Origin of the sequence: Bartonella sp. TT110JLCBS (assembly GCF_042193405.1) — a bacterium.
Taxonomy (GTDB): Bacteria; Pseudomonadota; Alphaproteobacteria; order Rhizobiales; family Rhizobiaceae; genus Bartonella.
Genome location: NZ_JBHILT010000141.1, coordinates 1 through 981, shown reverse-complemented (window position 1 = coordinate 981; position 981 = coordinate 1). Strand labels below are relative to the sequence as shown.

Sequence of the window (981 nt, the reverse complement as noted above, 5' to 3'; positions counted from 1 at the left end):
AAAAAGCTAATCATAAAGAAGTTTAAGAAGAAAAAACAACTTCAAAATGTCCTTCAAGCGTTTTAACTTCTTTCGGATTAACAATAATCTTTATATCGTTTCCCAATTTTGCCAAACACTCAAGCATTTTCATTTCACTAATTCCTCGAAATTCTCCACTTAAGAGTTTAGACAGTTTTGGTTGAGTCATTTTCAAAAGTTGACTAGCCTGTTTTTGTGTTAAGTTCTTTTCTTTCAGAATTTGACTAATCTTATGAGCAAGTTGCGCTTTGATAAGCATCTCTCTGGAATCTGAAAAGCCAAGATCCGCATAAACATTGGAACTACCGTGAAAAACATTGATCATTTTAATTCCCTTCTAATTGTTCTGCTAACTTGAGACGTTCTTTAATCAGATTAATGTCTGGTTTTGGTGTTGCAATGCCACGGGTCGATTTTTTCTGAAAACAATGCAACACATAAAGAGATTTTTTATATTGTATCGTATAAACAGCGCGATAAGTTCCTTGAATATCGCGTTCAATAATTTCTAGAACATTGGCAGATCCAAACCCCTTGAGAACCTTAACATTTTCTCCTCTATCTCCTATCTGAGCAAGATAAAGAGCATAACCAATCCTTTGTTGAATAAGATCAGGAAGACTTTTTATATCTTTGAGTGAAGAACCAAGCCATATGATACGTTTTATTTTACTCATGATTATTAATATACCCATATGGGTATATTTTCAAGTGGTTATTCTAATTTTGTGATTTTTTAATAACTATTATTAATAAAATTGACTTGATAAAAATGGTAACAAAAAACCATAATTGTTTATTTATCTTATGAAAAGCTGCTTTGTAAAAACCAACGCTTCCAAATGTAAAAAGAACGTTTTTTGCAGATATTTATTGAATATGCATTTGCTTTTGATTGGATTGTTAAAGCTACCGAGCGTTTTGATTTGTTTGATACGTTTGATAGCCATAACAAGCGTT

Annotated in this window: 2 protein-coding genes; both read right to left on the bottom strand. The window is 31.5% G+C overall.

Features of this window, described 5'->3' with window-relative positions; genetic code table 11:
* Positions 1-22 precede the first annotated feature (22 nt).
* Positions 23-346 carry a helix-turn-helix domain-containing protein gene (locus ACFILW_RS10075; protein WP_015856199.1) on the bottom strand — a complete coding sequence of 108 codons (324 nt, stop codon included), beginning with the start codon at positions 344-346 and terminating at the stop codon, positions 23-25.
* A gap of 1 nt (position 347) precedes the next feature.
* Positions 348-698 (bottom strand): type II toxin-antitoxin system RelE/ParE family toxin, encoded by a 351-nt coding sequence (locus tag ACFILW_RS10070; RefSeq protein WP_041581387.1) that lies wholly within the window; start codon positions 696-698, stop codon positions 348-350.
* Positions 699-981: the final 283 nt, after the last annotated feature.

Coding starts and splice junctions, on each gene's coding strand:
- ACFILW_RS10075 (WP_015856199.1), bottom strand. CDS start 346: ATGATCAATGTTTTTCACGGTAGTTCCAATGTTTATGCGGATCTTGGC.
- ACFILW_RS10070 (WP_041581387.1), bottom strand. CDS start 698: ATGAGTAAAATAAAACGTATCATATGGCTTGGTTCTTCACTCAAAGAT.